The sequence below is a fragment of the Sporosarcina aquimarina genome, from assembly GCF_019748715.1.
In the GTDB taxonomy this organism is placed as follows: Bacteria; Bacillota; Bacilli; order Bacillales_A; family Planococcaceae; genus Sporosarcina; species Sporosarcina newyorkensis.
In genome coordinates, this window is record NZ_JACLBZ010000015.1 from 1 (window position 1) to 375 (window position 375).

The 375-nt window shown below is 43.2% G+C and carries 1 protein-coding gene; it reads right to left on the reverse strand.

Going from position 1 to position 375, the window contains the following annotated elements; translation table 11 throughout:
* Positions 1-214, reverse strand: a 214-nt coding sequence (locus tag H7J92_RS09455; RefSeq protein ID WP_221836715.1) for an IS110 family transposase, incomplete at its 3' end; no start/stop codon positions are given.
* Between the last annotated feature and the right edge of the window lie 161 nt (positions 215-375).

Here is a 375-nt window from a genome sequence, read left to right on the forward strand (position 1 = left end):
GCTCTAGGCCCTGCGAATAAACACCGGTTGCCTCGAATACGATTTCTGGTAGTTGACCGTCTAGTTTCCTAACTAAATTAATCTGTTCTTTTAGTGAACGGAACCCCACTGTTGTATGTTCCACTTCACCTTCGTAATGACACTGCTGATTGTCGTCATAGATCACCACCGCGCTTTTTCCCATACTGACATCAAACGCCATTACATAACTCATCTTGTTTCCTCCTTTTGACCATTCATAGAAGTCTTCACAGTGCCTCATCGATTCCACTTTCTTATACACGATCTCGAAGATCCAACATACTAAACTGATTCAAATAAGGATGTGAAGTGAGTCGGTTTCCTTGTACGGATTCTAAGATCCCAGCGTCCCTG